Origin of the sequence: Rhizobium leguminosarum bv. viciae (assembly GCF_012276115.1) — a bacterium.
GTDB lineage: Bacteria > Pseudomonadota > Alphaproteobacteria > Rhizobiales > Rhizobiaceae > Rhizobium > Rhizobium leguminosarum_T.
This window is the reverse complement of record NZ_WIEU01000007.1, coordinates 136,766-162,552: the sequence shown is the minus strand read 5'-3', so window position 1 is coordinate 162,552 and position 25,787 is coordinate 136,766. Positions and strand designations below refer to the sequence as shown.

26 protein-coding genes are annotated in these 25,787 nt (G+C 62.2%); 4 read left to right on the top strand and 22 right to left on the bottom strand.

Annotated elements, in window-relative coordinates; translation table 11 throughout:
- Nucleotides 1-38 precede the first annotated feature (38 nt).
- The 6 genes from GFM02_RS15420 to pcsA are packed head-to-tail and all read right to left on the bottom strand — an operon-like array spanning nucleotide 39 to nucleotide 6,482.
- On the bottom strand, nucleotides 39-1,115 hold the full coding sequence (locus GFM02_RS15420; RefSeq protein WP_168271860.1) for a BMP family ABC transporter substrate-binding protein: 1,077 nt from the start codon (nucleotides 1,113-1,115) through the stop codon (nucleotides 39-41).
- A gap of 47 nt (nucleotides 1,116-1,162) precedes the next feature.
- Nucleotides 1,163-2,083: an ABC transporter permease gene (locus GFM02_RS15415; protein WP_077981025.1), complete on the bottom strand. Its 921-nt coding sequence runs from the start codon at nucleotides 2,081-2,083 to the stop codon at nucleotides 1,163-1,165.
- Nucleotides 2,080-3,165, bottom strand: a complete 1,086-nt coding sequence (locus GFM02_RS15410) for an ABC transporter permease (RefSeq protein WP_020049889.1) — start codon at nucleotides 3,163-3,165, stop codon at nucleotides 2,080-2,082. The genes GFM02_RS15415 and GFM02_RS15410 overlap by 4 nt, the downstream gene beginning before the upstream one ends.
- On the bottom strand, nucleotides 3,155-4,723 hold the full coding sequence (locus GFM02_RS15405) for an ATP-binding cassette domain-containing protein (protein WP_168322076.1): 1,569 nt from the start codon (nucleotides 4,721-4,723) through the stop codon (nucleotides 3,155-3,157). Before GFM02_RS15405 ends, GFM02_RS15410 begins: the two co-directional genes overlap by 11 nt.
- Before the next feature lie 39 nt (nucleotides 4,724-4,762).
- The gene (locus tag GFM02_RS15400; RefSeq protein ID WP_168322075.1) at nucleotides 4,763-5,743 is read right to left on the bottom strand and encodes a quinone oxidoreductase family protein; all 981 of its coding nucleotides are present in this window, start codon (nucleotides 5,741-5,743) and stop codon (nucleotides 4,763-4,765) included.
- 10 nt (nucleotides 5,744-5,753) lie between these two features.
- Entirely contained in the window at nucleotides 5,754-6,482 is a 729-nt protein-coding gene (gene pcsA, locus GFM02_RS15395) for a phosphatidylcholine synthase (protein WP_012757415.1), read from the bottom strand.
- A 355-nt stretch (nucleotides 6,483-6,837) separates the two neighbouring features.
- Here pcsA and GFM02_RS15390 point away from each other — a divergent pair, with 355 nt between their 5' ends.
- Nucleotides 6,838-7,650, top strand: a complete 813-nt coding sequence (locus GFM02_RS15390; protein WP_025394516.1) for a ferredoxin--NADP reductase — start codon at nucleotides 6,838-6,840, stop codon at nucleotides 7,648-7,650.
- Nucleotides 7,651-7,699: 49 nt separating this feature from the next.
- Here GFM02_RS15390 and GFM02_RS15385 read toward each other — a convergent pair whose 3' ends face one another.
- Both GFM02_RS15385 and GFM02_RS15380 read right to left on the bottom strand, forming a co-directional pair.
- Nucleotides 7,700-8,314, bottom strand: coding sequence for a GntR family transcriptional regulator (locus tag GFM02_RS15385; protein ID WP_168271865.1), 615 nt, complete (start codon nucleotides 8,312-8,314; stop codon nucleotides 7,700-7,702).
- Nucleotides 8,315-8,470: 156 nt separating this feature from the next.
- Nucleotides 8,471-8,830, bottom strand: a complete 360-nt coding sequence (locus tag GFM02_RS15380) for a VOC family protein (RefSeq protein ID WP_168322074.1) — start codon at nucleotides 8,828-8,830, stop codon at nucleotides 8,471-8,473.
- Between the two features lie 272 nt (nucleotides 8,831-9,102).
- Here GFM02_RS15380 and GFM02_RS15375 point away from each other — a divergent pair, with 272 nt between their 5' ends.
- Together GFM02_RS15375 and GFM02_RS15370 are read left to right on the top strand one after the other, a co-directional pair.
- Nucleotides 9,103-9,261, top strand: a complete 159-nt coding sequence (locus GFM02_RS15375) for a type II toxin-antitoxin system HicA family toxin (protein ID WP_315855755.1) — start codon at nucleotides 9,103-9,105, stop codon at nucleotides 9,259-9,261.
- Nucleotides 9,258-9,587 carry a type II toxin-antitoxin system HicB family antitoxin gene (locus GFM02_RS15370; protein WP_205930323.1) on the top strand — a complete coding sequence of 110 codons (330 nt, stop codon included), beginning with the start codon at nucleotides 9,258-9,260 and terminating at the stop codon, nucleotides 9,585-9,587. Before GFM02_RS15375 ends, GFM02_RS15370 begins: the two co-directional genes overlap by 4 nt.
- A gap of 5 nt (nucleotides 9,588-9,592) precedes the next feature.
- Here the strand turns inward: GFM02_RS15370 and GFM02_RS15365 are convergent, their stop codons facing one another.
- The 10 genes from GFM02_RS15365 to GFM02_RS15320 all read right to left on the bottom strand — a co-directional run bounded on the left by GFM02_RS15365 (nucleotide 9,593) and on the right by GFM02_RS15320 (nucleotide 20,948).
- On the bottom strand, nucleotides 9,593-10,795 hold the full coding sequence (locus tag GFM02_RS15365; RefSeq protein ID WP_168271867.1) for an ABC transporter permease: 1,203 nt from the start codon (nucleotides 10,793-10,795) through the stop codon (nucleotides 9,593-9,595).
- The gene (locus tag GFM02_RS15360; protein WP_025394513.1) at nucleotides 10,785-11,501 is read right to left on the bottom strand and encodes an ABC transporter ATP-binding protein; all 717 of its coding nucleotides are present in this window, start codon (nucleotides 11,499-11,501) and stop codon (nucleotides 10,785-10,787) included. The genes GFM02_RS15365 and GFM02_RS15360 overlap by 11 nt, the downstream gene beginning before the upstream one ends.
- A 12-nt stretch (nucleotides 11,502-11,513) precedes the next feature.
- A complete protein-coding gene (locus GFM02_RS15355; protein ID WP_168271868.1) occupies nucleotides 11,514-12,803 on the bottom strand; it encodes an efflux RND transporter periplasmic adaptor subunit in 1,290 nt (429 codons plus the stop codon).
- Between the two features lie 184 nt (nucleotides 12,804-12,987).
- Nucleotides 12,988-13,362, bottom strand: a complete 375-nt coding sequence (locus tag GFM02_RS15350) for a GFA family protein (protein ID WP_168322073.1) — start codon at nucleotides 13,360-13,362, stop codon at nucleotides 12,988-12,990.
- 9 nt (nucleotides 13,363-13,371) lie between these two features.
- Nucleotides 13,372-13,581: a hypothetical protein gene (locus tag GFM02_RS15345; protein WP_131642634.1), complete on the bottom strand. Its 210-nt coding sequence runs from the start codon at nucleotides 13,579-13,581 to the stop codon at nucleotides 13,372-13,374.
- 313 nt (nucleotides 13,582-13,894) lie between these two features.
- Nucleotides 13,895-14,974, bottom strand: coding sequence for an ABC transporter ATP-binding protein (locus tag GFM02_RS15340; protein ID WP_168322072.1), 1,080 nt, complete (start codon nucleotides 14,972-14,974; stop codon nucleotides 13,895-13,897).
- Nucleotides 14,975-15,005: 31 nt separating this feature from the next.
- A complete protein-coding gene (locus GFM02_RS15335; protein WP_003539547.1) occupies nucleotides 15,006-16,055 on the bottom strand; it encodes a carbohydrate ABC transporter permease in 1,050 nt (349 codons plus the stop codon).
- Nucleotides 16,052-17,089 carry a carbohydrate ABC transporter permease gene (locus tag GFM02_RS15330; protein ID WP_168322071.1) on the bottom strand — a complete coding sequence of 346 codons (1,038 nt, stop codon included), beginning with the start codon at nucleotides 17,087-17,089 and terminating at the stop codon, nucleotides 16,052-16,054. The genes GFM02_RS15335 and GFM02_RS15330 overlap by 4 nt, the downstream gene beginning before the upstream one ends.
- A gap of 11 nt (nucleotides 17,090-17,100) precedes the next feature.
- Nucleotides 17,101-18,360: an ABC transporter substrate-binding protein gene (locus tag GFM02_RS15325; RefSeq protein WP_020049861.1), complete on the bottom strand. Its 1,260-nt coding sequence runs from the start codon at nucleotides 18,358-18,360 to the stop codon at nucleotides 17,101-17,103.
- Nucleotides 18,361-18,425: 65 nt separating this feature from the next.
- Nucleotides 18,426-20,948 (bottom strand): hypothetical protein, encoded by a 2,523-nt coding sequence (locus tag GFM02_RS15320; RefSeq protein ID WP_168322070.1) that lies wholly within the window; start codon nucleotides 20,946-20,948, stop codon nucleotides 18,426-18,428.
- A 248-nt stretch (nucleotides 20,949-21,196) separates the two neighbouring features.
- On the opposite strand from GFM02_RS15320, the gene GFM02_RS15315 reads away from it, so the two are divergent.
- Nucleotides 21,197-22,252, top strand: a complete 1,056-nt coding sequence (locus tag GFM02_RS15315) for a LacI family DNA-binding transcriptional regulator (protein WP_168322069.1) — start codon at nucleotides 21,197-21,199, stop codon at nucleotides 22,250-22,252.
- Between the two features lie 20 nt (nucleotides 22,253-22,272).
- On the opposite strand, the gene GFM02_RS15310 is transcribed toward GFM02_RS15315, so the two are convergent.
- From GFM02_RS15310 to GFM02_RS15295, 4 genes are read right to left on the bottom strand one after another with little or no spacing between them, the layout of a single operon-like run.
- The gene (locus GFM02_RS15310) at nucleotides 22,273-23,016 is read right to left on the bottom strand and encodes an ABC transporter ATP-binding protein (protein ID WP_168322068.1); all 744 of its coding nucleotides are present in this window, start codon (nucleotides 23,014-23,016) and stop codon (nucleotides 22,273-22,275) included.
- Complete coding sequence (locus GFM02_RS15305; protein ID WP_168322067.1) at nucleotides 23,013-23,858, bottom strand: ABC transporter ATP-binding protein; 846 nt, start codon at nucleotides 23,856-23,858, stop codon at nucleotides 23,013-23,015. The genes GFM02_RS15310 and GFM02_RS15305 overlap by 4 nt, the downstream gene beginning before the upstream one ends.
- Nucleotides 23,845-24,747 (bottom strand): ABC transporter permease, encoded by a 903-nt coding sequence (locus GFM02_RS15300; RefSeq protein ID WP_168322066.1) that lies wholly within the window; start codon nucleotides 24,745-24,747, stop codon nucleotides 23,845-23,847. Before GFM02_RS15300 ends, GFM02_RS15305 begins: the two co-directional genes overlap by 14 nt.
- Nucleotides 24,744-25,772, bottom strand: coding sequence for an ABC transporter permease (locus GFM02_RS15295; RefSeq protein WP_168322065.1), 1,029 nt, complete (start codon nucleotides 25,770-25,772; stop codon nucleotides 24,744-24,746). Before GFM02_RS15295 ends, GFM02_RS15300 begins: the two co-directional genes overlap by 4 nt.
- Nucleotides 25,773-25,787 lie beyond the last annotated feature (15 nt).

Below are 25,787 nucleotides of genomic sequence, written 5' to 3'. Positions count from 1 at the left end.
AGAAGGGCGCTCTTCGCAACTGCGAGATAGCTACGGGACTATTTACCCGGCAGCTTGTCGTCGACACCTTCGACATAGAAGTTCATGCCGAGCAGGGTGCCGTCATCGGCCTTCTCTCCGGCCTTCAGCCAGGGCGTGCCGTCCTGCTTGTTGATCGGGCCGGTGAAGGGATGCAGTTCGCCTGACTTGATCTTGGCTTCGGTCTCCTCGGCGAGTTTCTTCACGTCGTCGGGCATGTTGGTGTAGGACGCCATCGTCAGGATGCCGTCCTTGAGGCCATCCCAGCTCTGCTCCGACTTCCAGGTGCCGTCGAGAAGCGCCTTGACGCGCTTGACGTAATAATTGCCCCAGGTGTCGATGATCGCGGTCAGCTGGACGTTCGGGCCAGCCTTGATCATGTCGGAAGCCTGGCCGAAGGCCTTGACGCCGCGCTGCTCGGCGACCTGCATGGGAGCCGTCGTGTCGGTGTGCTGGGTGAGGATATCGACGCCCTGGTCGATCAGCGCCTTGGCGGCATCGGCTTCCTTGCCCGGGTCGAACCAGGTGTTGACCCAGATAACCTTCATCTTGAAGTTCGGATTGACCGACTTGGCGCCGGTTTCGAAGGCATTGATGCCCATCACCACCTCGGGGATCGGGAAGGAGGCGATATAGCCGGCCGTGCCGTTTTTCGAGAGCTTGCCGGCGATAATGCCACTGATGTAGCGGCCTTCATAGAAGCGCGAATTGTAGGTCGCGACATTGTCGGCGGCCTTGAAGCCTGTCGCATGCTCGAACTTCACTTTCGGGAACTTCTTGGCGACGGCAATAGTCGGGTCCATGAAGCCGAAGGACGTGGTGAAAATCAGCGAGCAACCGGAGCGGGCCATGCGCTCGATGGCGCGTTCGGCATCCGGGCCTTCCGGAACGCTTTCGAGGTAGGGCGTCTCGATCTTGTCGCCGAATTCTTTCTCGAGCTGGAGGCGACCGTTCTCATGGGCCTGCGTCCAGCCGCCGTCCGTGCGGGTGCCGACATAAACGAAGCAGACCTTGGTCTTGTCAGCCGCCTCGGCAGCCGAACCGATGCTCAAAACGAGGGCAGCTGTCGCTGCGAGAGCAAGTGCAAATTTTTTCATATTGATCCCTGTTGGTTGGAAGTTTCGAAATCCGTCTTGTTTGTTGTTCACCGGTCCGGCACGAAGGCTTTGCCGAGCGAGGCCGGCGTATTGATCAACGTCGTGCGCCGATTATGCGAGATGATGATGAGGACCACAACTGTCGCCGCATAGGGCAGCATCGAAAGGAACTGCGAGGGAATGCCGATGCCGAAGGCCTGGGCGTGCAGCTGCAGGATCGTTACCGCCCCAAAGAGATAACCGCCGGCCAGCAGGCGCCAAGGCCGCCAGGAGGCGAAGACGACGAGCGCCAGCGCGATCCAGCCGCGCCCGCTTGACATGTTCTCTGTCCATTGCGGCGTATAGATCAACGACAGCTGCGCGCCGGCAAGGCCGGCGCAGGCGCCGCCGAACATCACGGCGAGGTAGCGCATGCGGATGACATCGATGCCGAGCGCATGCGCCGAGGCGTGATTGTCGCCGATGGCGCGGATCTTCAGGCCGGTGCGACTCTTGAAGAGGAACCAGTTGACGGCGATAACGAGCAGGATCGACAGGTAGAAGATCAGATCCTGCTTGAAGAGGACCGTTCCGACATAGGGAATGGCCGAAAGCACCGGAATTTCGATCGGCAGCAAACGGACGCCGGGCGCTCCGACGAAGGCCTCGCCGAGCATGCCGGAGGCGCCGAGGCCAAGGATCGTCATCGCAAGGCCTGTCGCCACCTGATTGGCGACGAGCGTCAACGTCAGGAAGGCGAAGAGCAGCGAAAACAGGGCGCCGCTGACAATGCCGCCGACAATGCCGATATAGGCCGAGCCGGTGAGCTGTGCCGTGGCAAAGGCACCGACCGCGCCCATGATCATCATGCCCTCGACACCGAGATTGAGAACGCCGGAGCGCTCGGTCACCAGTTCGCCGAGGGCGGCGATGACGAGCGGCGTGGAGGCGGTGATGACGGTCAGCAGAATCGCTTCGAAGATGCTCATGCCGCCTTGCCCCCGACCCGCGACCAGACCAGGCGGATTTTGTAATAGATCAGCGTATCGCACGACAGCACGAAGAAGAGCAGCAGCCCCTGGAAGACGCGAGTGACCTTATCGGAAACGCCGAGCGAAAGCTGTGCTGCCTCGCCGCCGAGATAGGTCAACGCCAGCACCAGGCCCGATGCAATGATACCGAGCGGATTGAGGCGGCCGAGGAAGGCGACGATAATGGCGGTAAAGCCATAGCCCGGCGAGATGGCCGGCTGCAGGTGACCGATCGAGCCGGAGACCTCGGCTATTCCGGCAAGGCCGGCAAGAGCGCCCGAGAAGAGAAAGCTGAACCAGATCATCTTTTTCGACGAGAAGCCGGCAAAGCGCCCTGCCCGTTCGGATTGGCCGAGCACGACGATCTGGAAGCCTTTCAGCGTGTAGCGCAGCATGAACCAGGCAGCGACCGCCGCAATGATGGCGAAGATGAAGGCCCAATGGGCGCGGCCCGATTCTTCCCAGATCGCCGGCAGCACCGCTTCCGTCGCGAAATCGCGCGAAACCGGAAAGTTGAAGCCTTTCGGATCGCGCCAGGCGCCGCGAATCAGCCAGTCGAGGAAGAGCTGGGCGATATAGACCAGCATCAGCGATGTCAGGATCTCATTGGTGTTGAAATGCGCCTTCAGCAGCGCCGGAACGGCGGCGAAGAGCGCACCGCCGAGCGCACCCAATATCAGCATCAGCGGCAGCACCAGCGGCGAATGCCAGTCGTAGAAGACGATCGGCAGATAGGAGCCGGTGATGGCGCCGATGGTGAACTGGCCTTCGGCGCCGATATTCCAGTTATTCGAGCGATAACAGACGGCCAGGCCGACGGCGATCAGGATCAGGGGGGCGGCCTTGATCGCCAGCTCATGCAGCGACCAGACCTCGAGCAGCGGTTCGACGAAGAAGGCGTAGAGTGCGGCGACCGGGTCCTTGCCGAGCATGGCGAACATGATGGCGCCGAACACCAGCGTCAGGACAAGGGCCAAGAGCGGCGAGACGAAAGCGAAGAGCTTCGAGACGTCGGGGCGTTTTTCGAGTTCAATGCGCATGGGGCGCCTCCGGAGCAGAGCTGCTCTCGTGCAGGCCGCCCATCAGCAGGCCGATCTTTTCACGCGTCAGTTCGCCCGCCGGGAAAGGTCTGGAAAGGCGGCCTTCGGAGATGACGGCGATATCTGTCGCCACCTCGAAAATTTCGTCGAGATCCTGGCTGATAACGACGACAGCCGAACCGCTTCTTGCGAGATCGACGAGCGCCTGGCGGATGCGGCTTGCCGCCCCGGCATCGACGCCCCAGGTCGGCTGGTTGACGACGAGCACCGCCGGCTGCCGGTCGAGCTCGCGGCCGACGATGAATTTCTGCAGGTTCCCGCCGGACAGGGAGCCGGCGGCGGGATCCTCGCCACTCTTGCGGACATCCATGGCCTCGGAAATGCGCCTGGCTGCGGATTTCACCGCAGCGTGGCGGATGATGCCGAAGAGGCCTAGAAACGCCTTGCGGTCGGACTGGCTGCGGGCAAGGACGAGATTGTCCGACAGTTTCATGGCGGAGACGGCGGCGTGGCCGTGGCGCTCCTCCGGCACGAAGCCGGCGCCGAGAAGACGGCGGGCGGTAATGCCCTGGTTGCCGACCGGTTTCTTGCGGATGACGATCGCCTCGGCCGAGGCGACCGGATATTCGCCGGACAGCGCGTCGAAGAGTTCGCTTTGGCCGTTGCCCGCGACACCGGCAATGGCGAGGATTTCGCCGGAGCGGACCGCCATCGACACATCGCGCAGCGGCATGGCGAAAGGGGTGCGCGCGGCAACGGAAAGACTGGCGACGGCAAGCTGCACCTCGCCCCTGTCGCTGCGCTCCGGATGCGTCACGGTCGCCACTTCGCTGCCAACCATCATGCGGGCGAGGGAGGCAGGCGTTTCCCGCTTCGGATCGCAGGCGCCGGTCACGCGGCCATGACGCAGGACGGTGGCGCGATCGCAGATGCGCTGCACCTCTTCCAGGCGGTGGCTGATATAGAGAACCGAACGGCCTTCGGCGCGCAGCTTGAACAGAGTCTCGAACAGCTTGTCAGCCTCCTGCGGTGTCAGCACCGAAGTCGGCTCGTCGAGGATGATGAGCTTCGGGTTCTGCAGCAGCGCGCGGACAATCTCGATGCGCTGGCGCTCGCCAACCGAGAGATCGGCGACATGGGCATGCGGATCGAGCGGCAGGCCGTAGGCGATGGACAGCGCCCTCGCCTCCTCGGCGATCCTGTCGATCGGGATGGCGTCATCGAGCGACAGGGCGATGTTTTCGGCAACCGTCAGCGCCTCGAACAGCGAAAAATGCTGGAAGACCATGCCGACGCCGAGCTTGCGGGCCTCCCCTGGCGATGCGATCGCAACCGGCTGGCCCTGCCAGAGGATATGCCCATGCGTCGGCTCGAGAACGCCGAACAGCATCTTCACCAGGGTGGATTTGCCTGCACCATTTTCGCCGAGAAGCGCATGAATTTCGCCCGGCGCTATATCGAGATCGATTTCATTGCAGGCGGCAAAGCCACCGAAGAACTTCGTCAGCTTCTGGACCGATAATAACGCACCGGAATCCGGCACATTCAATGGCGACACGTTCCCCTCATTTCTTCTGCCAACCGGTCCGTTCGGATCTCATGGAATCAGCAGCGTCGTTCCTGTTGTTTTTCTTGTTTCCAGATCGACGTGAGCCTGCCCAACCTCACGCAGCGGATAGGTTTGATTGATATTGATACGCACTTTGTTGCTTTGCACAATATCAAATAGCGCTTTGGCGCTGTCGATCAGCTCCTGACGCGCGGCGATATAGGTGAAGAGCGTCGGCCGTGTCGCAAAGAGCGAGCCCCGCTGGGCCAGCATTGCCAGGGTGAAATTCTCGATCGGACCGGAAGATTGGCCGAAGGAGGCAAAAAGGCCGCGCGTTTTCAAACAATCGAGCGACTGTGGAAAAGTATCCCGGCCGATCGAATCGTAGACGACATCCACCCCCTTGCCGCCGGTGATGTCGCGGACACGATCGACGAAGCTGTCGCTCTTGTAGTTGATCACATGGTCGTAGCCATGGGCGAGCGCCAGCTCGATCTTGTCTTCGGAGCCCGCCGTGCCGATGACGGTGGCGCCGAGCGCCTTAGCCCACTGGCCGGCGATCAGCCCGACGCCGCCGGCTGCGGCGTGGAACAGCAGGACGGTCTCAGGGCCGACCTTGAAGGTGCGGTTCAAGAGATATTCGGCGGTCATGCCCTTCAGCATCATCGCCGCTGCCGTTTCGAGTTCTATGCCGTCAGGCACATGCACCAGATGCCGCGTCTCAATATTGCGTTCGGTGCTATAGGCGCCGTCGGCGCTGGCGTAGGCGACACGGTCGCCGACCTTGAAATCCTCGACGCCGGGGCCGACCGATGTCACGGTGCCGGCGCCCTCCTTGCCGGTGACAAAGGGCAGATGCGGCGCCTTGTAGGTGCCGTTGCGGAAATAGACATCGATGAAATTGAGCCCGACCGCCGCCTGTCTGATCTGCACTTCGCCTGGCGATGGCGGCGGAAGATCGATCTCGACATAGTCAAAAACCTCCGGCCCGCCCGTCCTCGAAAATGAAACCGCCTGCGTCTTGGTCATCTTGCCTGTCCTACGCTTCGCGTCCAAGGGCGGGGAAGAATTGCAGCACCGCGCCGATGACGTAAAGATAGGCGCCGGTCACGATGAAGAGAATGAGCGCCCATTCGGGCGTGTCGAAATGCATCAGCAGCGAAAATATGCCGAGCGCCGACCACAGGAAAAAGACGCCGAGGTTGAGCGGGCGCAGCCTTTTGACCCGGACCGGGTGAAGGAAATTGATCGGCAGGAATGTCAGCACCACCGAAACGATGACAACGGTGAGCGCCGTCGTGGCGCTGGCATCGATGACGAACAGCGTGAAGACGATCATGTTCCAGACGACGGGGAAGCCGGAGAAGAAATACTCGTCCGTCTTCATGCCCATATCGGCATAGTAAATGGCGCTGGAGACGACGATCATGCCGGCGGCGACGAAGGACCAGGGCTCACCGATCATGCCGCTCTGATAGAGCGCGAAGGCCGGCAGAAGCACATAGGTGACGTAATCGATGATATTGTCGAGCGTATCGCCCGACCAATTCGGCAGCACTTCCTTGACGCGCACCTTGCGGGCGATCGGCCCGTCTATGCCGTCGACGAGAAGGGCGAGGCCCAGCCACCAGAACATGTCGATGAAGCGGTGCTCGGCGGCGGCAACGACGCCGAGAAAGGCAAGGAAGGAGCCGGAGGCCGTCAGGATATGGACGGAAAAGGCGCGCATCTCCGCATAAGGAACACGCTTGTAGTTGAAAATCTTCATATTCCCCGACCGCCCTATCGCGCTCGCCCCGGCAAGCATCTTTTTTTCGCCACCATCGCCGGACCCTGTTGCTGAATCGGGTTCGACGCCGTAGGTCTTTGTTGTCGCACCGTTTTTGTCGAAAACCCGTATCCGTTTGCGGCGCGCTGCTCTAATATGCATCCTTTGCCGGCCTTCGCCAGCGGGAAAAACGACATTCTCCGCCTGCCCCTGCTCCCCATTGAATCCTGACAATGACATGCATATTTCCCTTTAGAAGCGTCGCGTGGAATGGAATGCCTTTAATTCCGGCCGGATTTGTAATATTTCGCTCGCATCCGACTGTTCATCCGACGAAACGGGATCCGCTACCGAAATGAACGCGCCTGCAAAGACCGAAGACTTCGCCTTGTCCATCCCCGCCGGCGTCTATGCCGAGACGGTGCTCGATGTCACGCACTATACCGACCGGCTCTTCCGCTTCACGATGACCCGGCCGCAGGGCTTCCGTTTCCGTTCCGGCGAATTCGCGATGATCGGCCTGATGGTCGAGGGCAAGCCGGTGTTCCGCGCCTATTCGATCGCCAGCCCCGCCTGGGCCGAAGAGCTTGAATTCTTCTCGATCAAGGTGCCGGACGGTCCGCTCACCTCCCATCTGCAGGCGATCAAGCCGGGCGACCAGGTGCTGATGCGCAAGAAGCCGACGGGCACGCTGGTGCTCGATGCGCTGACGCCCGGCCGTCGTCTCTACATGTTCTCGACGGGAACCGGCATTGCGCCTTTCGCCAGCCTGATCCGCGATCCCGAGACCTATGAGAAGTTCGAGGAAGTGATCCTCACCCACACGACACGCGATGTCGCCGAGTTGAAATACGGCTTCGACCTCGTGCACGAGATCCAGAATGACGAGCTGCTGAAGGAAGTCGTCGGCGATAAGCTGCGCCACTATGCGACCGTCACGCGCGAGGACTTCGCCTATCGCGGCCGCATCACCGACCTGATCTCGTCAGGCAAGCTGTTTACGGATCTCGGCGTGCCGCCGCTCGACCCGGCGATCGACCGCGGCATGATCTGCGGCTCCTCGGCCATGCTGAAGGACACCAAGGAACTGCTCGAGAAGGCCGGCCTCAATGAAGGCGCCAACAGCAAGCCCGCCGAATTCGTCATCGAGCGCGCTTTCGTCGGCTAAAACATTTCTGACAATCAGACCTGTGGCGGCTCCGGAAACGGAGCCGTTTCTATGTCTGGCTGAGGTAATCGATCAGTACCGCCATGGCGGCGCGCGCCTCATCCGGCCTGCCCTGATGGATGGCGCGGATGACGGCGACGTGTAGCGCGATGGCGCGGTCCATGCGCTCCGGATTTGCCTTGGAGTACCAGAGGCGACGTGAATGCGTCTGCACCGGACCGAGTGCTGCCGTGATGAAGCCGTTCGGGCAGGCATCTTCAAGGATTTCGTCGAAGGCCTTGTCGGCGGCGAAGAAGCCGGCGAGATCGCCGGTGACGGCGCATTCCTCCATCGCGCGGGCGCAATCGATGAGGCGCGCGCGGTGCTCGTCGCTTGCATGTTCAGCAACAAGGCTTGCCGCGATCGGCTCCAGCTCGCGGCGCACCTGCATGACATTGCCATGATCCTCAGCCGCGATCTCGGCGATCTGCAGGCCGACGCGCGGCTTGACCAGGATCAGCCCCTGCCAGGCAAGCTTCTGGATCGCCTCGCGCACCGGCGTACGCCCATGGCCCGCCATATCGATCAGCTGCTTTTCAGTGACAAGCGCGCCAGGCTTCAGCGCCAGCGTCACGATCAGATGCTCCAGCGCGAGATAGGCAAGGTGGCTCTGAGAAGTCTGCAATAAGGAGCTCCGTCGCAAAGTCTGATATATCACATGGTGACACGGCCAAAAACCGAAGACAAGTCGGCTAGGCCGAGGAGGACGGAGAGTGCGGTTGGCTTTCTCGCCAAACTCGCCCTCGCCTATAGAGGCAAAGCGCGCGCGACTTTCCCTCGGTCACCCCTTGCGAAACGCCCGACTGGAAACCGAGATCGAATTTTGACATGGGTCTTTTGCATTGGCGAACTGATAGCCATCGGCCTTATGGATGGCACCGAACTCCAGGCCATTCTCCGCGCATCGTCTGCAAAAGGTCTCGACGTCCTCCACGTCGAAGACCAGTTTGACGGTGGATTGGCCGCTCCGCTGGCCCTTGGCGGCCTGATGCAGCATGATATTCGCACCGCCGTCCTGAGCGATGAGTTCAATAATCCTGTCGCCCGGCAAGCTGGTCGCCTTGAAACCGAAGTGCTTCTCATAAAAGCGCGCCGTTTCCTCGACATTCCCAGCATAGATCACCAGCCTGTTGAGCGGCATGATGCTTAGCCTCCGATAGCGGTTGCGTTCGATTGGCAGGCTAGAGAGACATGATGCGTTTTGCCATAGCTCATGTGTCGGGGACCGACGTTCTGACTGTCCGTTTTGGCGTACTCCCACCTTTTGCTACTATCGACCTCCGTTGTCACTGATACTAGGAAGTGATACTATACGACTGTTAGTGGAAAACACCGGACGACTCTGGAAGCCATATTCGCCGATCCCGTCCGCGCCAGCATCGCCTGGCGCGATATCGAGGCGTTTTTCGTCGCTTGCGGGGAGAAGTCAGCGAAGGCAACGGCTCGCGCGTCCGCGTTGCACTGAATGGCGTTCGCGCGGTTTTCCATCGGCCGCATCCGCAGAAGGAAACAGACAAGGGCGCGGTACGGTCGGTGAGACGTTTTCTGCAGGAAGCGGAGATAAGACCATGAACGTTATGCACTACAAAGGTTATGAGGCCGTCATCGAATTCGATGAAGAGGCCGAGATTTTTCATGGCGAAGTCGTCAACATGCGTGATGTCATTACCTTTCAGGGAACGTCCGCTGTGGAGCTGAAACAGGCCTTCGCCGATTCGCTGGATAATTATCTGGCTCTCTGCGCAGAACGCGGCGAACAGCCGGAAAAGCCGTTTTCAGGGCAGTTCGTGGTCCGCGCTGATCCGACCCTGCACAAGGCGCTTTCAAGTGCGGCGCAACGCGACGGCGTCAGCCTGAACAAATGGGTGACGTCTGCGCTCGAACGCGCCGTCGGCTGAAGCCTTCACTCGTGCCGCAGCGCCTCAATAGGGTTCAACTGCGCGGCCCTTCTCGCCGGGAAATAGCCGAAGATCATGCCGATCGCCGCGGAGAAGAGGAAGGCGACGGCGACCATTAGGGGGCTGAAGACGAAGGGGACTTTCAGGAGCGTCACGGTGCCGAAGCCGAGGCCGAGGCCCAGCACGGTTCCGGTGATGCCGCCGAAAAGCGACAGTGCCACCGCTTCGACCAGGAACTGGGTGAGCACCTGGCTTTCGAGCGCGCCGATCGCCAGGCGGATGCCGATCTCGCGGGTTCGCTCGGTGACGGAGACCAGCATGATGTTCATGATGCCGATGCCGCCGACGAGCAGGCTGATCGCGGCGACTGCGCCGAGCAGGCCGGTCAATAACGTCGTCGTGCCGGTCATCGCCGCGGCGATCTGGGTCATGTCGTTGACGTTGAAATCGTCCTGGCGGCCGGGCACGATCTTGCGGCGCTCGCGCAGGAGATTTTCGACATCGGACTGCACCTTGGCCGTGGAGGCGCCGTCGCGCGCCGAGATGATGATCTGCGGCACGTTGCTGTTGCCGCTAATGCGCCGCTGGAACACCTTGACCGGCATGATGACGACATCGTCCTGGTCGTTGCCCATGCCGGACTGGCCGCGCTTGGCAAGCACGCCGATGACGGGGCACGAGACCTTGCCGACGCGGATCTGCTGGCCGGTGGGGTCGGCGCTGCCGAAGAGCTGCGAGCGCACCGTTTCGCCGATGATGCAGCGCGCCTGGCCGCGTTCCTCGGCAGGAGTGAAATTGCGGCCGAGCGCCAGGTTCCAGTCCTGCGCGATGAAATAGTCGTTGGTGGTGCCCGACACGCTGGTGGAATGATTCTGGCCGCCGAAAATCACCGTCGCCGTCGACTGGTTGAGCGGCGCCACCGCCCTGAGGCCGCCGATCTGGTCGCGGATCGCCGCGACGTCCTTGACGCTGAAGCGCTTGGCTTCGGAGCTCGCCCGGCCGGGGCCGAACTGGCCGGGACGGACGAACAGCATGTTGGTGCCGAGCCGCGACAGCTCGGTCGAGACCTGTGCGGTGGTGCCGTTGCCGATCGTCACCAGCGCGATCACGGCGGCAACGCCGATGACGACGCCGAGCACGGTCAGGAACGAGCGCAGCATGTTGCGGCTGATGGCCCGCAGCGCCAGCTTCAGTGTCTCAAAGAACATGATCCGCCCTCCTCCGATGCTCGACTTCCGTCTCCAGCTTGCCGTCGACGAAACGCAGCAGCCGCTGCGCATAGGCGGCGATATCGGGCTCGTGGGTGACCATAACGATGGTGATGCCCTGCTCGCGGTTCAGCCGCGTCATCAGATCCATGATTTCGACGCTGGTCTTCGTGTCGAGATTGCCTGTGGGCTCATCGGCGAGCAGCAGTGCCGGCTCGGTAACGATGGCGCGGGCGATGGCGACACGCTGCTGCTGGCCGCCTGACAGTTCCTGTGTCTTGTGATGTTCGCGCCCGGTGAGACCGACCAGCGCCAGCGCCTCGCGGGCCCGTTCGCGCCGCTCGCGCACCGCCATGCCGCGATAGATCAGCGGCAGCTCGACATTTTCGACGGCCGAGGTGCGCGACAGCAGGTTGAAGCCCTGGAAGACGAAGCCCAGCATATGGCGGCGCAGCAGCGTCAGCTGGCTGCGGTCGAAGCCGCTGGTCGGAATGCCCTCGAAGATGTAGTCGCCGGCGCTCGGCACGTCGAGGCAGCCAAGAATGTTCATCGCCGTCGACTTGCCGGAGCCTGACGGCCCCATGATCGCGACGAATTCATGGGCGTTGATCGCAAGGTCGACGTGGTCGAGCGCGCGGATCGCCGCCTCGCCCTCGCCATAGACTTTCGAGACCTGTCTGAATTCGATGAGCGGCGGGCTTGCCATCCGTCTCTCCGCCTAGTTCGCACGCGCCGTGGCGTCGATCACCAGTGCGTCGTCTTGCTTGATGTCGCCGGAGACGACCTGGGTGAACTGGCCGTCGGATGAACCGACCTGGATGACAACAGGCACCGGGCGGCCGTTGCGCAGCACCCAGACGCGGCGCTGCGTGCCCGTCAGCGCCGGGCCGGCATTGTTGCGCTGGCGCGGCGGGCCGAAGATGCCGAAAATGCCGCGAGCGCGCCTTTCGGCCTGGGCCGGGGCATAGCGCAACGCAGCGTTCGACACCATCAGCGTGTCCTTGACGGCCTCGACGGTGACGTCGGCCGTCGCCGTCATGCCGGGGCGCAGCAGCAGATCGGCATTGTCGACGGATAGAACCGCCTTATAGGTCACGACATTGTTGACCACTTCGGAGGCGAAGCGGATCTGCTCGATCTCGGCGGGAAAGGTCCGGTCTGGATAGGCGTCGACCGTGAACTTCGCCTTCTGACCGACGGCGATCTGGCCGACATCGGCCTCGTCGACATCGACCTGCAGCTCCATCTTCTTCAGGTCGCCGGCGATGGTGAAAAGGATCGGCGCCGAAAGCGAGGCTGCGACCGTGGCGCCCGGATTGACGGAGCGGGTGAGGATGACGCCGTCGATCGGCGATATGATCTTCGCCTTGGCGAGATTGACTTCGGCAAGCTGCAGGTCGGCTTCCGAGGCCAGGACCTCAGCTTCGTTGATCTGTTTGGCGGCGACGGCGGAATCATATTTGTAGCTGGCGTCATCGAGGCTCTGCTGAGTGGAGACGTTGCTCCTGACCAGGCTCTTCAACCGCTCGAGCGAGGTACTTGCCGATTGCATATCGGCATCGGCCTTGACGACGTTCGCCTTGGCCGAATTGAGCTTGGCGCGCGAGCTCTTCACATCGGCCTCGAGCTTGTTGGTATCGAGGAGGGCGAGCACTTCGCCTGACTTAACCGTGCTGTTGTAATCGACGTTGACGTCGCGGACCGTGCCGGACAGCTCGCTCGATATATCCACCTGCTCGGTCGGCTGCACGGAACCGGTGGCGGTGACAAGCACCGTCAGGTCGCCGCGTTTTGCCGGCTGGGTAGCATAACTCACTTCGCTTTGCCCGCGGCCCATATAGAAATAAGCGGCGATTGCTGCTGCGGCGATAAGAATCAGCAGGACAATCAGGCGTCCGCGCCAGCGGCTGCGCTTGCCTTGCCGTCCCGATGCGGCCAGGACCGTTGCGAGATCGGACGCTGCGCCTGTCTTTGCTCCCGTCTCGCTGCCGCTTACGATTTTGTTCATGTCGTCCTCAATTCGTCAGTGGCCGCTTGCGGCCTCTGCGGCGAAATAATCATAGCGCAGATGAACCGGCGATTAGCGTTGCCGCCGAACTGGCACGGAATTGCGGATGGGTGAAATGAAATATTGGTAAGGAAAGTCAAGTTTCGGTGCGTTTGATCTCGATGGCGACGCGCTTTAGCGCCCGTCAGTTCGCATCCTCGGCAAATTGACCCGCGCCGGGCAAGGGATGCAACCACAGTTCGCGCCGCTTGATCCAGACTTCATAGCCAGGCGCAAGATCCGTCGGCGGGCTGTCAAGCGAGCCCAGACGGATTTCCGCCTCGTCATCCCTAAGGCAGAAAAGCCTGCTGCCGCAGGCGGGGCAGAAGCTGCGGCCGGCGAAGGTGGCGATCTCGCCGTTATGGGAGAAAGCCTGGCGCGGCCAGACCGCAAAAAAGGTGAAGGCGGAGCCGCTCGATTTGCGGCAATCGGCGCAGTGACAGAGGCCGGTGCGAAGCGGCTCACCGTCCACCCTGTAGGCGACCGCCCCGCAAAGGCAGCTTCCGGTTCGGATTTTCATGTCGGACCGTCAGGCGTCGAGATTGGTCGGCAGGCCCGGCGGGCGCTGCTTTGCCGCCATCAACAGGTCGAGTTCGGTGGCGGATGGGCCGAACTTCTCGTAGAGGCGCTTTGCCTCCTTGTCGTCCAAGCGGTATTTCCTGGCAAATTCGCCGATACTGTAGGGGCGGCCACGCAACACTCTTCGCGCCGGGGTCGCCGTATTCGGTGCGTCGGTCATGGTTTTCTCCTTTCGTCACGTCCCTTTTAAGCTAGAGCGAGCTGTCGATTTGGAAAGAGCCGACGAGCCGCATCGAGGCTTCCGGCATGGGGGAATGCGGTTGTTTTCCTGGAACCTTTTCGCCGATATGCGTATTTCAAATCGGGGTTGCGGGCCGCTCCAAGCGGACGCGCGGTACTGGAGAACATCGGGATTTTTCCGCTTTCTCCCGGTGGCCAACGAAGTGGCAGACGAGCTCCCTGCCCGCCCGGTCCGCTTCCTCATCCCGCTCTTTTCGAATGGAAAACCGCTGCCCACTTTTGCGCGACATTCGTTAAGACAGGCGCTGGCCGTCCTCGCCGAAGAGGTGGAGTATATCGGGATCGAGATGCAGCGGCAGGCTGTCGCCCAATTTCATGCGCTGCTGGCCGGCAAAGACCGCAATCAGCTTCCTTCCGGCCGCCTCGGCGTGGACGACGGTCTCCGAGCCCAGTTCCTCGACAAGGGTGACGCGGGTATCCAGCCTGCTCGCGGAGCCGGCATCGGCAAGGGTAATATGCTGCGGGCGGATGCCGATGCTGACCCTTTCGCCCGCCGGGCGTGCCTCCTTAGCAATGACGGAAAGGCGATGGCCGCCGACGGTTTCGACCTCAGCGAAACCGCCGTCGTGACCGACGATCGCACCTTCGAGGAAATTCATGTGCGGCGCGCCGATGAAACCGGCGACGAAGCGGTTGGCCGGTTTGTTATAGAGTTCCAGCGGTGTTCCGACCTGCTCGATCCTGCCGTTTCTCAAGACGACGATGCGGTCGGCCAGCGTCATCGCCTCGACCTGATCGTGGGTGACGTAGATCATCGTCGCCCCTAGGCGGGCGTGAAGGGCTGCGAGTTCGGCACGCATGGTGACCCTGAGTTCGGCGTCGAGGTTGGAGAGCGGCTCATCGAGCAGGAAGGCATCCGGCCGCCGCACGATGGCGCGGCCGATCGCAACGCGCTGGCGCTGGCCGCCGGAGAGCTGGCCCGGGCGGCGCTGCAGGAAAGGTTCAATCTCCAGCATGCGTGCGGCGTCGGTGATGCGCGCTTCGATCTCGGCCTTCGCCACCTTGGTGTTCTCGAGACCGAAGGCGAGGTTTTCCCTGACGCTCATATGCGGATAGAGCGCATAGGACTGGAAGACCATGGCCAGGCCGCGATCGGCGGCGCTGATAGCGGTAACATCCTTGCCGTCGATGGCGATGCTGCCGCCTGTGGGCTTGTCGAGGCCGGCAATCAGGCGCAGCAACGTCGATTTCCCGCAGCCGGAAGGGCCGACGAAAGCGACGAACTCGCCGTCGTTGACCTCAAGCGAGACATCGCGAATGACCTCGACGGCGCCGAAATTCTTGACGATGTTCCTGAGCTCAAGCCCGCTCATGCACTCTCCTGTTTCTTATTTTAAGGTTGGCCTATTTGAGCCCCGAGCCGGCAATGCCCGTGGTGATGAAGCGCTGCAGGAAGACGAAGATCAGCACGACCGGGATCATCGAGACGACGGTCATGGCGAGGATATAGTGCCATTGCACATTGAGCTCGCCGGCATAGACGTTGAGGCCGACCTGCAGCGTATAGAGTTCCTTGCGCGACAGCACGATCAGCGGCCAGAGGAAGTCGTTCCAGCGCCAGACGACCGAGAAGATCGCCAGCACGGCGAGAGCCGGCGCCGACAGCGGCAGGATGATGCGCCAGTAGATCTGCCATTCGCTAGCCTTGTCCATACGAGCGGCGTCGAGCAATTCGTCGGGGATCGTCAGCATGTATTGCCTGAGCAGGAAGACCCCCGTCGGGGTGGCGACCGTCGGCAGGATGACACCCCAGAGGCTGTCGAAGAGGTTCAGCGTGCCGATGACGGAATAGAGCGGCACGACGATGACCGAGAGCGGCACCATCAGCGTCGCCAGGATCATCAACATGACAGCGGTGCGGCCGGGGAACTGGTATTTCGACAGCGCGAAGGCGGCCATGGAATTGACGAGCAGCGTAATCGCCGTCGCCACGACGGTGACGAAAACGGAGTTGCGCAGGAACAGGAAGAAATCGAAGCGCTGGAAAGGTTCGGTGTAATTGCCGCCGGCGAATTCGACCTGGCGCACCGGCGTGCGGTCCTTGATATTCGCCTTGACGATTTCGCCTGGCTGTTTCGGATCGACCATCTGGCCGATGATGCCGATGCGGCGGACTTCGGCGAGCACACGGGTGCTGCCATCCGGCATTGCGACATTATAGAGCGGCAACGGCTTGTCGTAGCCCGGCACCACTGCCTGCTCGGTGACATAGGGCAGGAAGGACGGCGGGAATTCGGCAAGGGCCGCCGGCGTTTTGAAGGAAGAGAAGACCAGCCAGACAGCCGGGCCGAACATCAGGAAGACGCCCGAGATCAGCCAGATCCAGGTGACCACATCGGTCCAGTGCCAGCCGCGGCCGCGGCGGCGGAGCAGGAAGGCAGAAACGGCGCTCATTGGCGTGCTCCCTTCTTCTCGTTGCGGCTACTGACGCCGAGCTGGACCAGGGTCAGGATGACGAGCACGATGCCCATCAGGATCGAGGCGGCGGAAGCCAGCCCCGGATTGCGCAGCGAACTCGCAAAGCCGGTCTCGTAGATGTATTGGGTGATGTACATGGTGCTGGTGCCCGGTCCGCCGCCGGTCAGCACGAAGACCTCGTCGAAGATCTGCACGGCGCGGATCAGCGCCAAGACCAGCACGACGATGAGGTTCGGCATCAGAAGCGGCAGGGTAATGCGCCGGAAGATGCGGGTCGGGCGGGCGCTGTCCATCGCCGCCGCCTCGTAGAGATCGCGCGGGATCGCCTGCAGGCCGGCGAGCAGGATCAGCGCATAAAAACCCATATGCGCCCAGACCGACACGAAGACGGCGAAGAAAAAGGCCCAGAAACGATCGCTGAGCCAGGAGAAGGGTTCGAAGCCGAAGGGGCTCAGCGCATAATTCAACAAGCCTTCGCGCTGCAGGATCCATTTCCAGATCAGGCCGACGACGACGGGCGACAGCAGCACCGGGAAGAAGAAGACGGCGCGCCAGAAGCCGCGATTGGAAAGCTCGCGGTTGAGGATCAAAGCCGTTGCGAGCGCTGCGATCAGCATCACTGTGACCTGAAAGACGACGAAGACGGCGGTGTTGCGTACCGCCGCCCAGAAGGTGTCGGCGGCACAGGTCGAGGGATCGAGATAGCTGCGGCAATCGAAGAGGATGCGGTACTGGTCGGCGCCGACATAGGTCCTGTTCTGCAGGAAGATGGCGCTGCCGCTCGTCGTCGAATAGATGAAGTTGATGACCAGCGGCAGCAGCACGAAGACGGTGAAGATCAGCATGTTGGGCGCCAGGAAGACGCCCGCCATGCCGTTCAGCCCGGTCAGTTTCTGCCAGGCACGCATGGGAATGTCGATTAGCCCCATGGCAAGCCGGACAGGCGCCAAGAGCGCCTGCCGCAGACCGGTTCTCGCCGGTGGTTCAGAAGAAACCGTCTTCGCCGTCATCTGTTCTTCCGTCAGTTGCCGGCGACCTTGGCCTTGATGTCCTCGTCGATGCGGGCATAGGCATCGTCGAGTTTCATTTCGCCGGCGATCACCTGGCTGATGCGGGCGACGATGGCGCTGTAATAGGCATCCGACCACTTCCAGCCCGGCAGCTTCATGGCGGGTGCCGCCGTCTGGCCGGCCGCTTCGACGAAGGCCTTCAGCGCCGCCTGCACATGCGGATTGTCGGTCTTGAAGTCCATTTGGCCGGCGGCGACACCCTTATGCGCCGGAATGAACAGGCTGCGTTCGGCAAATTCCTTCTGCACGTCGGCACCTGCCAGGTAATCCATCACCTTGGCGACGTCCTTCGGGTTCTTGGTGTATTTGACGGCGACCAGACCCGCACCGCCCTGCATGCCGGTGCAAGCGGCCGTGCCGCAGGGGCTTCCGGCCATCACCCAGTCGAAATTGTCGCCGATCTTCTGGGCAAAGCCCGAGACCTGCCAGCTGCCCGAATAAAGATAGGCAAGGCCGCCATTGATGAAGTCCTCGGCGGCGGAGCGGTAGGTGGTGCCGGCAGCACTGACCCAGACATCCTTGTTAATTGTGCCGTCCTCGTTCCACTTGACGAAGCGGCTGAGGAAATCCTTGGCGCCCTGATCGATCGGCGCCGGCTTGCCGTCAGCGGCGATGTAGTTCGCGCCGTAGGAGATGTTCGGGCCTGAGACGCGGTGGCCGGAGCGGTCGATCGCCATGGCGAAGACCTTCTGGCTGTCGGCGACCTTCTTGGCGGCCGCCGCCCAGTCGTCCCAGGTGGCCTTCGGGCCGGGGATCTCGACGCCAGCCTGCTCGAACAGCGTCTTGTTGACGAAGCCGCCGGTCAGCGTCAGCTGCGTCATGAAGCCGGTGATGGCGTTCGAGCCGTCCGGACGCATCCAGTCGGCCTGGGCGCCGAAATTGTCCTCCCAATATTTCGCGTCGGTGAGGTAGGGGCGAAGATCGAGCCAGTGCTGGGCAGGCGCCTTCAGATTGGTGAGGCGGGCGATATCCGGCCCCTGCCCGGCTTCGAGCTGCACTGGCAGCTGTTCCTTGACGACGTCGTAGGAGACCTCGTCGAGGATGACGTTGACGTCGGGATTGGCCTTCGAGAAGCGCGACAGCAGATCCTTGATCACCTCGCCTTCACCGCCATCGGAATACCACATGATGCGCACGTCGCCGGCATGGGCGGCAACGGAACTCAACAGAATTGCAGCAAAAGCCGCGCCGATCGATTTCATTCTGGTCATTTTCTCCTCCTCTTGACCGATAAATTCCTGCGCCCGGCCGATCCTCCACCTGCCGAACACGTCGTCTACGAGGCCGCGCGCCGAGGCTGCCTGCCCGGTATCTTCAGATGTACCGCGTCTCCCCGCACCGACCAGTCCGGCGGGCGAAGAATACGGCCTTCGGCATGCACGGTGCCGTCCTCTTCGAAGACGACCCGGCCATAATCCGGATCGACGACGATCAATGCGCCCTCGTCGTCTCGGCGGGCCGAAAGCGTGGCGAAACGCGCCTGCATGCCGTCAAGGCTACCCTCGCGCCCGAGATCGGAGAGACGGACGATCCAGCGGCCGTTGCGGCCGGCTAGGCGCAGCTCGATATCCGTCGTCGGGCCTTGCTTTACCGGCTCCAGCGCGCCGTTGCCGATCAACATCGCAATCCCGTTGCCGGAGCGGGCGAGCGCCAGATTGCCGTCAACCACCGTGTCGTCGAAAGCCTCGAGCGGGAACCAGGCATGGGTGAAATCCGGCTGGCCCTCATGGATCTCGAAATCGAGGATCGCCAGATCGCGGTACTGATGCACCCGCGGCAGCGTACCGCAGCCGCCCCAGAAGCTCGGCCGGCCATAACCGAACTGGATGGTTTCGCCGGGATGATTGATCCAGATCTGCGCTTCCGGGCGTTGACCCAGACGGAGGTGCAGTACGGTTTCCTGATAGCCCCAGGCGCCGGGACGATAATGGGCGATGGTGCCGAGCGCAGTGTCACGGGTCTTGTAGTGATAGAGGGCGGCGAAACGGTTTTCGCCCTGGGAAAAGGTCCATTCCTGCGCGTCGTCGGACTGGTGCGCGGCGATCGCGGCCAGCGTTTCTGGAAAACGCAGGCCATGATCGCGGATGCAGACGGCAAGCTGCGGCAAAGCGTGGACACGCCGGCCGTACCAGCCGCGGCCCCAGAGCAGCCGGGCAATGGCGGAGAGTTCGACCGAGCGGCCGGGGCGCAGCGTGTGTTCGTAGGAGCGGCCCTGGCTGCCGGTCAGCATGCCATGATGGGCCGAGCGGGCGACGATCTCCATCAGGCGGACGATGCTGGCACTCGCGCGGTTGCGGATCATCTCATCCGGCGCGCAGGCGGCGAGCGCCGTCAGGCCCTTGAGATCGATCGGGAAATAGGGAACGGAATTCCACTCGGCCATTTCCCAGCGCTCGAAATGATCGAGCCAGGCGCGGACACGCTCTTCGCCGACCTGCATCTGCTCGGCGCCGGTTCGGCCGGAGCGGACGAACACGGCTTCCGGGAAAAGCCTGCCGCCGAGATAGGCGGCGGTATGGAAGAGAAGCGCGTGGTTTTCCGAAAAATACCACTGAACGTCGTTGCCGGGCTCATCCATCCAGTAGCGGTAATTGAGGACGGCGTGCTCGATCCTGGCGCGCAGCGCAGGTGACAGCAGATCGCTCCAGCGCGTATAGGCAAAGAGCAGCGGCACCAGCACGAAATCGGCGCAGTCGTGACAATCCTCGATGACCGGCAGCATCGCCGAGATCATCGCTTCGGTTTCCTCGCCGCCCTGCCCCAGCGCAAGGCGCGCGAAAGCGCAGACCGTGTCGGGCTCGGAATGGGTAGCGACCTCGGCCAGCGCCTCGGCGACGCGGTCCTCAAGGGCGGCGGGTGCCTCCCCCTGGCGCTCAGGATGACAGATCTCGACGCCGAGCGTGCGACCGAGCGAAAGCGCACCTGCTTTGAAGGTGATGCGGAAATGGCGGAAATCGGCGGGCATATCCGCCGAGGTGCCGAGCGCCAGTTTCGTTGCCCCCGCTTCCAGATCGAAATCATAGTCGAAGCGCTCGATCGACATGAAGTCGCCTTCGATCTCGACATGGCAGCTCAGCGCCACCGGCAGCGGCGCGGGAAAAAGGATGGTCACGTCTTCGCCGAGATAAGCGGTGCGGTCAAAGCGCATGCCTTCGAGTATGACCTCCAGCGCATCCGCATCACCGGCGGCGATGGGAACAGGCACGGCAGTTTCAACTTCCGGCCCTTCGACATAATCCAGCTGGAAATAGAAGCGGGCGTCGCGCTCGGCGAGATCGTCGAAATAGACGCGGATTTCGTTCAGGCCGGCCGTGAGTTCGACCTCGAACAGCTGCTCGGCTTCGAGATTGCGCTGGTAAGGCGCCATGAAACCCTGCTCGCGGCCATTGACGAAGAGGATCGCGCCGCCGCAGGTCGACAGCCGAAGCGTGGCACGTCCCGCGGCGCGGGCAGCGAGGAAGGTACGCGCCCAGCAGCCGATGCGTGTCGGGCGAAACCAAAAGCCGGAGAGATCGACACGTGGGGAGGCAAAGGGAAGCCACCAGCGGACCGCCTCGAATTCGGCAGCCGGTTGCGGCCGACGGTCGGAGAAGGATTTTTTGAATTCGGTGCGGCAGGGATATTCATGCGGAATGAAGTTCTTCGTCTTGGTGACGAAGAAAAACGGATCCATGCTGCCTTCCATCGGGCGGTCGGCGACGTCGTAGCGCTGCTGCCACAAGTCGGCGAGCTGCCAGTAGACGATCGGGCTGGCCTTCGCCGTTGCACGGCGGAGATGGGATTGCTGCTCGGCGGTCATGCTTCAGCCCGCCCCAGGCAGTCAGAGCATGACGTCGTCTGAAAACCGCTCACACTTTTCGGCATCATGCTCGGAGCCATGAGATTCCGGACAAAACACCGACGCATGGATTGGCCGTCAAGCCGCATCTTCAAAGCCTCCCTGCTCTGCCGCTTGTCGCGGAACTCCTCAGGCAACAATTGTGCATAGGCATTCCATTTGCGCAATCTGAAAGATTTTTGCATAGTGGCGGCAAGCGAGGAAAAGACATGGCGGCGGAAGAGAAGAAAGGCAGGCGTACGCGCCTCGACGACATTGCCGCCAGATGCGGCGTCTCGATCAGCACGGTGTCGCGTGCGCTGGCCGGCGAAAAGGGCGTCAGGCCGGAGATCCGCAAGCTGGTGCTGGAAACGGCGAGTGCGGTCAGCTACGCGCTGCCGGCAAGCGTCGCCGGCAAGAAGGTCATGCTCGTTGCCTCCGGCGCGGCGATGATCGACTATGTCCGCAACCAGTTCACGCTCTATGTGCTCGAAGGATTGAACGCTCGCGCAACCGCCCTCGGCATCGAACTGGCGATGCGCCCGGTCGCCGACAAGGGGGATGAAGCCCGCGTCCTCGCCGAGATGCGCGACGATCCGAGCTTTGGCGGCATGCTGATCCTGACCGTCGACGAAGAGGATATGCTGGCAGCTGCGGCTGATCTCGGAAAGCCCGTCGTGCTGGTCAACAGCGACGATCCCTATATGCGGCTTTCCAGTGTGACGCCCTGCAACCGCTCGGCCGCCTTCATCGCCGCCGAACGGCTGATCAAAGCCGGGCATGAACGTATCCTGTTCATGCTAAGGCCGGGTCGGCGGACGATCGAGCGGCGCCTGGAGGGCTGGCGCGATGCCCTGCAGCATCATGGGCTGACCGCCGATGCCGATCTGGTGCTCGAGGTCGACGACTGGCTGCCGGAACTTGGCGCCGAAGCCGTCACCCGTCTTGTCCGCGAGAAAGGCCTTTCCTTCACCGCCATCCTGACGGCGGGCGACAGCCTTGCCAATGGCGCGGTGCGCGGATTGCAGGCGATGGGTTATGGCGTGCCGCAGGACATCTCCGTCATGGGCATAGACGACCTGCCGCAGTCGGCCTTTCTCAATCCGCCGCTCTCGACGGTGCATATTCCGATGCGCGAACTCGGCGCCACCGCGCTCGATCTGCTGCGCGACATGATGCTCGGCCTTGCGGCCCCACGGCGGCGGGTCGAGCTTGCCTGCCATCTCGTCGAAAGAGGCAGCGTCGCGGCCGTCAGGCATATGTCTGCCGTAACGGAAGGTCGCTGAACCCACACCGCGATCGAGGTTCAAGCCTCGATAAAACTCGCTTCGAACAGTTCTCGCGCATAGGCATCATGCGTGGTGCCGGCCTGCAGATCCGCTTTGGTGAGTTCATCCACGAAACAGCCATTCTTCATGATCAGCACCCGGTCGCACATGTGGGCGATGACCGCGAGGTCGTGGCTGACAAGGAGATAGGTCAGTCCCTTTTCCTCGCGTTGGTCGGCCAGCAGGTTGAGGACTTCTGCCTGGACCGAGACGTCGAGCGCCGATGTCGGCTCGTCGAGCAACAGGATGGGCGGCGACAGGATCAGGGCCCGCGCGATTGCCACCCGCTGCCTCTGGCCGCCGGAAAGTTCGTGCGGAAAACGGTTTGCGAAGCTCGTCGGCAAACCAACCTGGATCAATGCCTTTTCGACCTTGGACCAGATCTCGGAATGGCCCATGGCGCGCAGCGGTTCCGCCAGGGCGGTGCCGATACGATGGCGCGGATGCAGGGATCCGTAAGGGTCCTGAAACACCATTTGTGCGAATTTCAGCTCCTCGCGGGAGCGTTTCTTGCCGATCGGTTTGCCGCCAAGCTCGATGTCACCGGTCCAACCGGCCTCCATGCCGGCAAGGCAACGCAGCACCGTCGATTTGCCGCATCCGGATTCACCGACAATCCCGAGCGTCTCCCCCTGACTGACGTGGAAACTGATGCCCCTGACTACATGGTTGCTGGATTTGCCGGAGGCAAAGACGACATCGAGGTCACGCACATTGATCATTGCGCCGTCTCCAGATCGAGTTTCGTCCTGTCGAGAACCGCAAGCCGGCGAACCGGATTCCTGGGGTCGGGCAGCGCAGCGATCAGCCCGCGGGTATAGGGATGGCGCGCCTCCTCCAGACTGGTCAGCGTTTCCACGATCCGGCCGGCATACATGACGATGATGCGCTCGCAAAAGGCCGCCACCATGCGAATGTCATGGCTGATCAACAGCAGGCCGGAATTGTTCTCGCGCACCAGTTCATCGAGCAACAGCAGCACATCCTTTCGGACGCTGACATCAAGCGCCGAGGTCGGCTCGTCGGCGATAACAAGCTTCGGCCGCGCCAGCAGCATCATCGCGATCATCACGCGCTGGCCCATGCCGCCCGAGATCTGGTGCGGATAAAGCGCCATGACCCGCTCCGGATCGCTGATGCGCACGCGCTCCAGCATGGCGCGGGCAGCCTCATGCGCCTGTTTCTTATGAAGACCGAGGTGAAGGCGTGCGGCTTCGGCAATCTGCTTGCCGATCGAAAGCACCGGATTCAGCGAATAGCGCGGATCCTGCATGATCAGCGCGATATCCTTGCCGCGCAACGCGCCCATCTGACGTTCGCTCTTCGACAGCAACGAACTGCCGGCGAGATCCAGGCGCTCGGCCGAGACCACGGCGGCCGGCGGCAGAAGGCGCATGATGGCGCGGCCGGTCGTCGATTTGCCGGAACCGGATTCTCCGACGATCCCGACGCGTTCGCGCCCGACGTCGAAACTGACATTGGAGACGGCAGGCACGGCGCCTCGGCCGAAACGGACGCTCAATCCTTCGACGGACAGAACGGGCTGCAGATCACGATCTTGCATGGCGAGGATCCAGAATGTCGCGCAGAGCATCTCCGGCGATGTTGAAGGCAAGGCTGGTGAGGAGGATGGCGATACCCGGCATCACGGCGACCCACCAATAATCGAGCATGAACTTGCGGCCGCTGGAGATCATCGCGCCCCATTCCGGCGCCGGCGGCTGGGCGCCAAGCCCGAGGAAGCCAAGCGAAGCGGCTGTCAGGATGATGCCCGCCATGTTGAGCGTCAGGCGAACGATGACCGATGGGACGCACATCGGCGCGATATAGAGGAGAAGAATGCGTATCGGCGAGGCGCCATAAAGGCGGGCGGCGACCACGTAGTCGGCGTTTCTGACGACGAGCGCCTCGGCGCGCGCAAGCCTCGCAATCGGCGGCCATGCGGTCAGCGAGATCGCGATGATTGCCGTGGTCAATCCGGCGCCGAGCGCCGCAGCAAAGGCGAGCGCCAGGATCAGCGACGGGAAAGAGAGAACGATGTCGGTGGCGCGCATCAGCAGCGCATCGGTGCGCCCTCCGAAGAAGCCGGCAACAACGCCGATCAACAGGCCGATCGGCCCGACGATCAGGGAGACCGAAAATACGGTCTGGATGGTGATGCGCGTGCCAAAAATCAGGCGGCTCAAGATATCGCGGCCGAATTCGTCCGTGCCGGCCAGATGCGCGAGGCTCGGCGGCTGCAAGGCATCACCAAGCCTCTGCACGACCGGATCGTAAGGGGCAAGCAGCGGCGCGAAGATCGCGATCAAGCAAAGCAGACCGAGGATGACGAACCCTCCGAGACCAAGCGGCTCGGCAGCCAGTTTGCGGCCGGCGCGCGCAAACGAAGCCGCGATACGGGTCGACACACTTGGAGGGCGGATCTCTATCTCGCTGCGGATGACATCGCTCATCGGGCCGCCTCCCGCATGCGCGGATCAAAGACGGCGTAAGCGACGTCGGCCAGGAAGTTCAACAACATGAAGATGAATCCCACAATGATGGTGCCGGCGACGATGGCGTTCATATCGCCGATCATCAGCGCGTTGGTCATGTACTGGCCAATGCCCGGCCAGGAGAAAACGATCTCGGTCACGACAGCGCCTTCGAGCAACCCGCCATAGGAAATGGCGAGAATGGTGATCAGCTGCACCGCAATGTTCGGTAGCACGTGGCGCCAGATCGTGCCGAAGGGGCTCACACCCTTGGCTCGGGCAGCGATGACATAGTCCTGGCTCAACTGCTCCAGGGTAAAGCTGCGCGTCATGCGGGTGATATAGGCCATCGCCGCATAGGCAAGGATGACGGCCGGAAGGATGATATGACCGAGCGCATTCCAGAAGATTTCGGTCTCGCCCTGCAGCAGGCTGTCTATCAACAACAGCCCGGTGTGCGGCGTGACGAGGCCTTCGTAAAAGACATCGATCCGGCCCGGCCCGCCAACCCAGTTGAGGCCGGCATAGAAGATGACGAGCCCGACGATACCGAACCAGAAAACCGGGATCGAATGACCGACGAGCGCGACCACGCGGGCCGTCTTGTCGATGAAGCTATCGCGAAAGAGTGCTGCGACCAGTCCGAGCGGGACACCGACGAAGGTCGAAATGATCACCGCCAGCGTCGCGAGTTCGAATGTCGCCGGAAAGGCTTGAGCGAGGTCTGCAGAGACCGGATTGCCGGTGAGGACGGCGGTGCCGAAATCACCATGCGCCAGCCCGTTCAGATAGAGGAAAAACTGCTGATAGATCGGCAAATCGAGCCCCAGACGCGCCCGCATCGCCGCATAGGCAGCGGGATCGGCGAGCTCGCCGACAATCGCACCGACCGGATCGGTGGGCAGGATACGGCCGATCACGAAGGTCACACATAAGAGGATGAACAGGCTGACCAGCAAATGCGCCAGGCGTCGGCCAAATTCGGCTACGGAGAGTTCCTTCATGATCGGCTGTCCTGG

Excerpts from the sequence above, each read along its gene's own strand:
- GFM02_RS15410 (WP_020049889.1), bottom strand. The coding sequence starts at position 3,165 with ATGCGCATTGAACTCGAAAAACGCCCCGACGTCTCGAAGCTCTTCGCT.
- GFM02_RS15400 (WP_168322075.1), bottom strand. The coding sequence starts at position 5,743 with ATGACCAAGACGCAGGCGGTTTCATTTTCGAGGACGGGCGGGCCGGAG.
- GFM02_RS15420 (WP_168271860.1), bottom strand. The coding sequence starts at position 1,115 with ATGAAAAAATTTGCACTTGCTCTCGCAGCGACAGCTGCCCTCGTTTTG.
- GFM02_RS15305 (WP_168322067.1), bottom strand. The coding sequence starts at position 23,858 with ATGCAAGATCGTGATCTGCAGCCCGTTCTGTCCGTCGAAGGATTGAGC.
- GFM02_RS15390 (WP_025394516.1), top strand. The coding sequence starts at position 6,838 with ATGAACGCGCCTGCAAAGACCGAAGACTTCGCCTTGTCCATCCCCGCC.
- GFM02_RS15355 (WP_168271868.1), bottom strand. The coding sequence starts at position 12,803 with ATGAACAAAATCGTAAGCGGCAGCGAGACGGGAGCAAAGACAGGCGCA.
- GFM02_RS15370 (WP_205930323.1), top strand. The coding sequence starts at position 9,258 with ATGAACGTTATGCACTACAAAGGTTATGAGGCCGTCATCGAATTCGAT.
- GFM02_RS15340 (WP_168322072.1), bottom strand. The coding sequence starts at position 14,974 with ATGAGCGGGCTTGAGCTCAGGAACATCGTCAAGAATTTCGGCGCCGTC.
- GFM02_RS15295 (WP_168322065.1), bottom strand. The coding sequence starts at position 25,772 with ATGAAGGAACTCTCCGTAGCCGAATTTGGCCGACGCCTGGCGCATTTG.
- GFM02_RS15315 (WP_168322069.1), top strand. The coding sequence starts at position 21,197 with ATGGCGGCGGAAGAGAAGAAAGGCAGGCGTACGCGCCTCGACGACATT.
- pcsA (WP_012757415.1), bottom strand. The coding sequence starts at position 6,482 with ATGAAGATTTTCAACTACAAGCGTGTTCCTTATGCGGAGATGCGCGCC.
- GFM02_RS15365 (WP_168271867.1), bottom strand. The coding sequence starts at position 10,795 with ATGTTCTTTGAGACACTGAAGCTGGCGCTGCGGGCCATCAGCCGCAAC.
- GFM02_RS15380 (WP_168322074.1), bottom strand. The coding sequence starts at position 8,830 with ATGCCGCTCAACAGGCTGGTGATCTATGCTGGGAATGTCGAGGAAACG.
- GFM02_RS15310 (WP_168322068.1), bottom strand. The coding sequence starts at position 23,016 with ATGATCAATGTGCGTGACCTCGATGTCGTCTTTGCCTCCGGCAAATCC.
- GFM02_RS15325 (WP_020049861.1), bottom strand. The coding sequence starts at position 18,360 with ATGACCAGAATGAAATCGATCGGCGCGGCTTTTGCTGCAATTCTGTTG.
- GFM02_RS15345 (WP_131642634.1), bottom strand. The coding sequence starts at position 13,581 with ATGACCGACGCACCGAATACGGCGACCCCGGCGCGAAGAGTGTTGCGT.
- GFM02_RS15350 (WP_168322073.1), bottom strand. The coding sequence starts at position 13,362 with ATGAAAATCCGAACCGGAAGCTGCCTTTGCGGGGCGGTCGCCTACAGG.
- GFM02_RS15360 (WP_025394513.1), bottom strand. The coding sequence starts at position 11,501 with ATGGCAAGCCCGCCGCTCATCGAATTCAGACAGGTCTCGAAAGTCTAT.
- GFM02_RS15335 (WP_003539547.1), bottom strand. The coding sequence starts at position 16,055 with ATGAGCGCCGTTTCTGCCTTCCTGCTCCGCCGCCGCGGCCGCGGCTGG.
- GFM02_RS15320 (WP_168322070.1), bottom strand. The coding sequence starts at position 20,948 with ATGACCGCCGAGCAGCAATCCCATCTCCGCCGTGCAACGGCGAAGGCC.
- GFM02_RS15300 (WP_168322066.1), bottom strand. The coding sequence starts at position 24,747 with ATGAGCGATGTCATCCGCAGCGAGATAGAGATCCGCCCTCCAAGTGTG.
- GFM02_RS15330 (WP_168322071.1), bottom strand. The coding sequence starts at position 17,089 with ATGACGGCGAAGACGGTTTCTTCTGAACCACCGGCGAGAACCGGTCTG.
- GFM02_RS15415 (WP_077981025.1), bottom strand. The coding sequence starts at position 2,083 with ATGAGCATCTTCGAAGCGATTCTGCTGACCGTCATCACCGCCTCCACG.